4 protein-coding genes are annotated in these 6,321 nt (G+C 68.0%); 2 read left to right on the plus strand and 2 right to left on the minus strand.

Annotation, left to right across the window (positions count from 1 at the left end):
* Nucleotides 1-12: 12 nt before the first annotated feature.
* A complete protein-coding gene (locus ABD255_RS27845; protein ID WP_344219098.1) occupies nucleotides 13-630 on the minus strand; it encodes a potassium channel family protein in 618 nt (205 codons plus the stop codon).
* Nucleotides 631-783: 153 nt separating this feature from the next.
* The gene (locus ABD255_RS27850) at nucleotides 784-1,335 is read right to left on the minus strand and encodes an acyl-CoA thioesterase (protein WP_344219100.1); all 552 of its coding nucleotides are present in this window, start codon (nucleotides 1,333-1,335) and stop codon (nucleotides 784-786) included.
* Nucleotides 1,336-2,190: 855 nt separating this feature from the next.
* Here ABD255_RS27850 and ABD255_RS27855 point away from each other — a divergent pair.
* Complete coding sequence (locus tag ABD255_RS27855) at nucleotides 2,191-3,057, plus strand: DUF1444 domain-containing protein (protein WP_344219102.1); 867 nt, start codon at nucleotides 2,191-2,193, stop codon at nucleotides 3,055-3,057.
* Nucleotides 3,058-3,481: 424 nt separating this feature from the next.
* Nucleotides 3,482-5,293 carry an HNH endonuclease signature motif containing protein gene (locus tag ABD255_RS27860; protein ID WP_344219104.1) on the plus strand — a complete coding sequence of 604 codons (1,812 nt, stop codon included), beginning with the start codon at nucleotides 3,482-3,484 and terminating at the stop codon, nucleotides 5,291-5,293.
* Nucleotides 5,294-6,321: the final 1,028 nt, after the last annotated feature.

Here is a 6,321-nt window from a genome sequence, read left to right on the forward strand (position 1 = left end):
TTCTGGTCACTGTCAGGTTCTTCTGGTCACCGTCAGGCCCACCAGGCGCGACACCACCATGGCGACGTAGCCGAGGCCGGCCAACTGCTCGATCATCACCACTGAGCGCCCCCAGGACGAGATCGGCACGATGTCACTCAGCCCGGTACTGGACAGCGTCGTGAAGCTGAGGAACAACATCTCCATCCAGGACCGATCCCCCGCCGGATTGACCGCCGCCGTGAAACTCCCCGGCTTCAACGCCTGCACGAACACGAACAAGTAGGCAAAACCCCACGCCACCAAGGTGAAGGTGGCACCAGTCGCATACAACTCATCAGCGCTGACGTCGTGATCAGACAGCATGTACCGCAGCAGGCTGTAGGCCGCATAAAAGTAGAAGGCCGCGTGCAGCACCGCGGAGATCGGCACAATCGCCGCGGTCGGATTCATCGCATCCACCAGCGACAGCACCACCGCCGGGATGCCAAGACAGATGCTGACCCACGTAAGCCCCGGCGTAGACCGCACCGAAAACACCGCAAGCGCCAACACAACAATGCCGAGGATCTCAAACGCAACCCGCCCGCCCCGAGACCCCTCCATCGCCGGATAAACCAACACCCCCAGCAGTTGCACAACAAGCAACACCGCAGAAGGATGCCGCCGAGCACTCCCAAAGGCACTCATTCCCCGGCCCCCCGCGAAGCAACACTCGCCCGCCCCCGCGCACCCCCGCAGACCCTCATACGCCGACCTCCCACAAAGCGACCATCACCCACGGCCGGGCACCGCCGAGGGCCTTCATTCGCCGGCCTCCCGAGAATCAATGATCGCCTGCCGCCGAGCCAACCGGTGACTACGCCGGATCTCCGCCTCGCGCATCCGGCGATGGTCCTCGTCAGTCTCCGGCACCACCCGCGGAACAGCGCGCGGCTTGCCATCGGCATCAACCGCCACGAACACCAGATACGCCGTCGCAACATGCACCTGCGGCCCAACCGAGTCCCACCGGTCAGCGGTGATCCGCACCCCCACCTCCATCGAACTCCGCCCAGTCCAGTTCACCTGAGCGGTGAAATGAACCACGTCCCCCACCCGAACCGGCACCAGAAACACCATCTCGTCCATCGAGGCAGTCACCGCCGGCCCACCCGAGTGCCGAGCGGCAACCACCCCAGCCACAGAGTCGACCAACGTCATCACCACCCCGCCATGCACAGTGCCAAGCAGATTCGTCTCGTTCTGAGCCGTGATATGCGACACCGACAACCTGGTAGCCGAAGCCGCCCGACTCGTCACCACTCCATCCGCACCCTCCGCCTGCGCGGCAACTCCGCCCGGAACGCCAGACATAGGTAACTCCTCAGCCTCGACAGCACGCTGACGCAGAATAACCACCCCCTTATCCACAGCCCCCAAACTCCCAACCATTTCCACCCACCCAACTCGTACCTTCTCTGCCGAGGAGGTGGCCCCATGCCCATCGACAACACCCCCACCAAACATGCCCCCGGCAACCATCCCACCCCGTTCCCACCCCACCCAACTCCCACCCCGAAGCCCACCCCCGAGCCGACGCACCCACCGCGTACCCCACCGCGCGGCCCTAACTCGACGCACCCGGTACTCACGCCGCCGTCCGTCCTCAAGACCGAGCCGTCCACGCTCACAGAACCGACCCACCCTGACCCGAAGCACCCACCGCTCACCCCGCCGTTCCACCCCGTGTCCGCGCCGACAGCATCCACTCCACCAACCAGCCCCGCCCTAGAAGACCCGGCACTCACACCGCGGACCAGCTCCGAGCCGACGCACCCAGTACTCAGGTCGACGCTTGGCTCGGACTCGACGCCGCCAGCGTTCACGCCACCAACCAACCCTGAGCCCACGCATCCGCTACTCACGCCACCGTCCGGCCCCAAGCCGACGCACCGAGTACTCACACCGCCGTCCGCCCCCGAGCCCACGCCACCAACCACCTCTGCCCCAGCACACCCGGCACACCCGGCGCTCGCGGCGACGTCCGGGCCGAAGCCGACCCACCCAGTACTCACACCGACGCCGGACCCCGCGTCCGCGCCACCACCGCCCACGCGACCGACCAGCCCTGAGCCGGCACATCGGCTACTCCCGCCGACATCCAGCCCTAGGTCCACCCATCCGGTGTTCCCGCCGACGCCGCGCCTTGAGTCAGCGCATCCGGAGCTCATGCCGTTGTCGCGCCCCGAGGCCGCACACCTGATCCGGCTAAGCCTCGCCGCAGCCGCCGCCCGCGCACTGACCGCCACCTACGACGGCGCCGGAGCCCTAACCATCCAACCCACCACCGCATCCCAAACCACCGGCCTATCCGCTGGCCTAACCAACCTCGCCCGAATCGTCGCAACAGAACGCCGAGACCGCTGGCCCCAACTCGTCGACACCCACTTCGACCACCTCACGAGCGCCTTGCTCCAAGGCCCACCACCCATCCCCGAAAACCCCGAACAACACCTCTACCAACGCCTAATCCCCACCAGCGCAGTGCAACCCCACCTGACCACCGATGCCCGCGAGTTCGTCCCCGGCCTGCTCTCCGTACCGTCCACCGACACCAACGGCACGATCACCATGTACTTCGACCCCTCCGACCTAGGCCTCACCTGGTCAGCCGCGGAACAAGCCGGACTCCACAACCTCCGCTCCCTAACCGACAACGTCGAGTACGCCGACTACGACGGCACCCAAGTCGCCCTCCTCAGCGGCACCCCTTTCACCGCCTCGAGAGCCCTGGTCCTAGACACCGTCCTGCGCGAATCCCTCCACATAGAAAACCCCACCCACGGCGTCCTAGCCGCGATGCCCGTCCGCGACCTCCTCCTGATCCACGTGATCACCGACCTCCGCGCCATCCCCGCCCTAGCGATGATGCTGACCCTCGCCACCAGATGCCACACCACCGAACCAGGCCCCCTCACCCCTCAGATCTACCTAGCCACCCCCACCGCCTGGCACCCGGCAACCACCCACCCCACCGCCCCGCGCCTCTCCCCTCACTTCATAGCCCTAACCCGAACCCTCACCGACCCCACCTAACCCACTCCCCGCAACCGCCTCCCACACCCGCAGCCCCACGCCCACGCCACCTATCCCAAGGACCACACGCACCGCCTCCTACCCCACCGTCAGCCCAACCCCCAACTAGGCGACCGCAACAGCCCACCTGAACACGCAGACGAACTTCGAAACCAGGCGGCTGGCAACAAACCTCAGACTGACCCCTGACCCCTGACCCCCTCCATGGATGCCTCTCAACCACCGCACTGCGCCGCCGCCCTTGGCGTGCCCTTAATCCGTCGACCTGCTCCTGTGGATGAACCTGACCTCTTGCGGCCAGACCTTCCCGCCCTCCTGCGCTTTCTGTGGACAACCTGACAACAACCTGCCAATCCAGCAATCCCTTCAAAACAAGGCCTTTCCGGCCCGGAAACTGTCGGCGCCCATCGCTAGAGTCATCAGCATGGACCTCGCAGAGATGCACCCGGCGTACACGATGAGTGGCAGCGACCTGCTGACCACCCTCGACGCCCTGCACACCGAGGCCGCCCTCCGCGACACCTACCGCCTCCACCTCCTGGCCCGCCTCGACGAAATCGGCCACGCCAAAGACCTCGGCGCCCGCGACACCACCGAACTCCTCTCGATGCGCCACCGCCTCAACCCCACCGACGTCCGCCGCGACCTCAAACTCGCCCTCGCCCTCCCCAAGTACGAAACCGTCACCGCCGCCCTCCCAGACCCTCAGACCGCAAGCACCCCCGCCGCCCCAGACGGCGACCGCGACCCCGACCGCGAGCCCGTCGCCGACGGCGCCAGCGACAACGACAGCGACAGCGACGGCGAGCTCACCTCGGACGCCACGGACCTCGACTCCCCTCCCGGCGCCACGGACCTCGACTCTCTCCCCGACACCACCGACTCCGACGCCGCCGACCTCGCGGCCGGGGCGCCGGCGCCGGTCCGGCTGCATCCCGGCCAAGCCCAAGCGATCGTCACCGCCCTGGAGAAAGTCCCGGCCACGGTCCCGGTCGAGGACCTCCTGGTCGCCGAGGAACAGATGGTCGAAGCCGCCAGATACCTGTCCCCGGCCGACCTACGCATCCTCGGCAAACGCGTCGTCGACACCCTCGACACCGACGGCACCGAACCCGCCGAAAACGACGCCTACCACCGCGAAGCACTCTGGCTACGCCCCGCCGACCACGGCATCAAATTCGGCGGCTACCTCGCCAACGAAAACGCCGAACTACTCAAGACCGCGATCCACGCCCTCGCCAAACCCCACAAAACCGTCGACGGCGAACTCGACCCACGATCCCGCGACAAGCGCCAGGCCGACGCCCTCGTCACCATCCTGGACACCGCCACCACCGCCAGCACCGGCCCCGGCGTCCCCCACCTCACCGTCACCATCGACTTCACCGACCTGAAGGCTGCCACCAGCCAAGCAACCGGCGACCTGGTGCACGGCGACAACCTGTCCGCGGCCGCCGTCCGACGCCTGGCCTGCGACGCCGCCGTCCTCCCCATCGTGCTGGGTTCGAAGTCCCAACCCCTGGATGTGGGCACCGAACAACGCTTCGTCACCGGCGCAATGCGTAAGGCTCTGAACAAACGCGACAAGGGCTGCATCATCTGCCAAGCCCCACCACCCCAATGCCACGCCCACCACATCATCCACTGGGCCGACGGTGGCCCGACGAGCATCGACAACCTCGCCCTGTTCTGCGGCTCCCACCACACCGCCATCCACCACGGCCACTACACCGTCACCATCACCAACGGCGCAGTCCACGTCACCCGCCCCACCTGGGCCGACCCCACCCCCACCCGGCAACCCCGGCCTCAACTCCGGCCCGCGAAACCCACAGCGGCAAGTCCGACACCCACACCGCCAACTCACCCCACCCACACCGACCCGGCTCATAGCGATGGCGGGCTCGACGGTTCAGTACGCGTGCAACCAGCATGGCCTCATGCCAACTCAGATCCGCGGCCTCACCCCGACCCAGATCCGCCGCCTCCTCGCGGCACAGCGGACGATGCACGACCCGAACACCCGACTCAGACACGCCCCGCCGCCATTCACCAGCCGCTCAGACTGATAGCAACCGACAGCGACGTTCCCGCCGTGCAGATCCACGGTGATGACCACCCTCCCTCGACTCCACCTCGCAACACCCAACTCGCCTGGCTAACCGCAGCAGCCGCCGAGCGCCTAGACCCATGGGGCGAGCGATCCACCGAACCCGACCTCGCCGACAGCGGCTAGCCACCAGGGCCCACCCCGGGCCCTGGACGAGAGGTCGCCGGACTCGGCCCCCGCACAACCGAGGCGCGGGGGCCGGATCCCGCATGAGCGCGTCGGACCCGGCCCGCATTCGAGCGGGGCAAGACGTGGTCCCCAGTACGAGTAAGGCAGGAGGCGGCTCCGGACAGGCCGGGCAGGAGGTGGGCGCCGTACGAGCGGGGGCGGGATGGCGGGCGCCGTACGAGCGGGGGCGGGATGGCGGGCGCCGTACGAGCGGGGGCGGGATGGCGGGCGCCGTACGAGCGGGGGCGGGATGGCGGGCGCCGTACGAGCGGGGGCAGGAGGTGGGCTCCGATGGGCGAGGGGCAATACACGGTTCTCGTACAGCGGCGGCCCTCAGGACCCGTACTCGCGCGCAAAAGCTAGCTCCGTGCGAGCAGAGCCGGGCCGGCCGCATATGTACTAGCGGCAAGCAGATCTTGATGCCCGGACGGGCGATGTGCGCGGTCAGGCCCCATACGGCGGACGGACTCGGTCCGCATCGGAAGGGGCAGGACGCGGCGGATGTACTAGCTGTCCTGACCGAGTACAACTAGCGGGCGCAGAACAAGAGTCCCCGTATGAGTCAGGTGCACCGCTAGAGCCTGTGCCAGCAGAGCCGGACCCGGCCTGCGTATGGGACGGCAGGAGTTGCGCGCGTATGAGGGGGCGCAGGGGCTCGGTCCGCATGCGGGGAGGCTGCAGGGCTGGTCCCGTATGGGTGGGCGCTGGACGGGCGCCCGCACGAGCGGGTTGCACTCGGTTCGCCTGCGGGTGAGCCACAAGGTGGGGGGTGTGCGAGCGGGCTTTGGACGAGGGCCGGTACCAGCGGGACGCGGACCTCGGCCCCATCCCTAGCAGGCGTAGAGCTTGGTGCGTGTGCGTGGGAGGCGCAGGGCTGTGCCGTACGAGCGGGCGTAGGACGGGGCGCCGGTTCTAGCAGGGCGCGAGGGGCGCGGGCGGCGAGCGCGGGCGGCGGGCGGGAGCCGGCTGGTAGTTGGGTGGGGTGG

The organism is Kribbella sancticallisti, from assembly GCF_039530625.1.
GTDB classification, from domain to species: Bacteria; Actinomycetota; Actinomycetes; order Propionibacteriales; family Kribbellaceae; genus Kribbella; species Kribbella sancticallisti.

Coding starts and splice junctions, on each gene's coding strand:
- ABD255_RS27850 (WP_344219100.1), bottom strand. CDS start 1,335: ATGTCTGGCGTTCCGGGCGGAGTTGCCGCGCAGGCGGAGGGTGCGGAT.
- ABD255_RS27855 (WP_344219102.1), top strand. CDS start 2,191: ATGCCGTTGTCGCGCCCCGAGGCCGCACACCTGATCCGGCTAAGCCTC.
- ABD255_RS27860 (WP_344219104.1), top strand. CDS start 3,482: ATGGACCTCGCAGAGATGCACCCGGCGTACACGATGAGTGGCAGCGAC.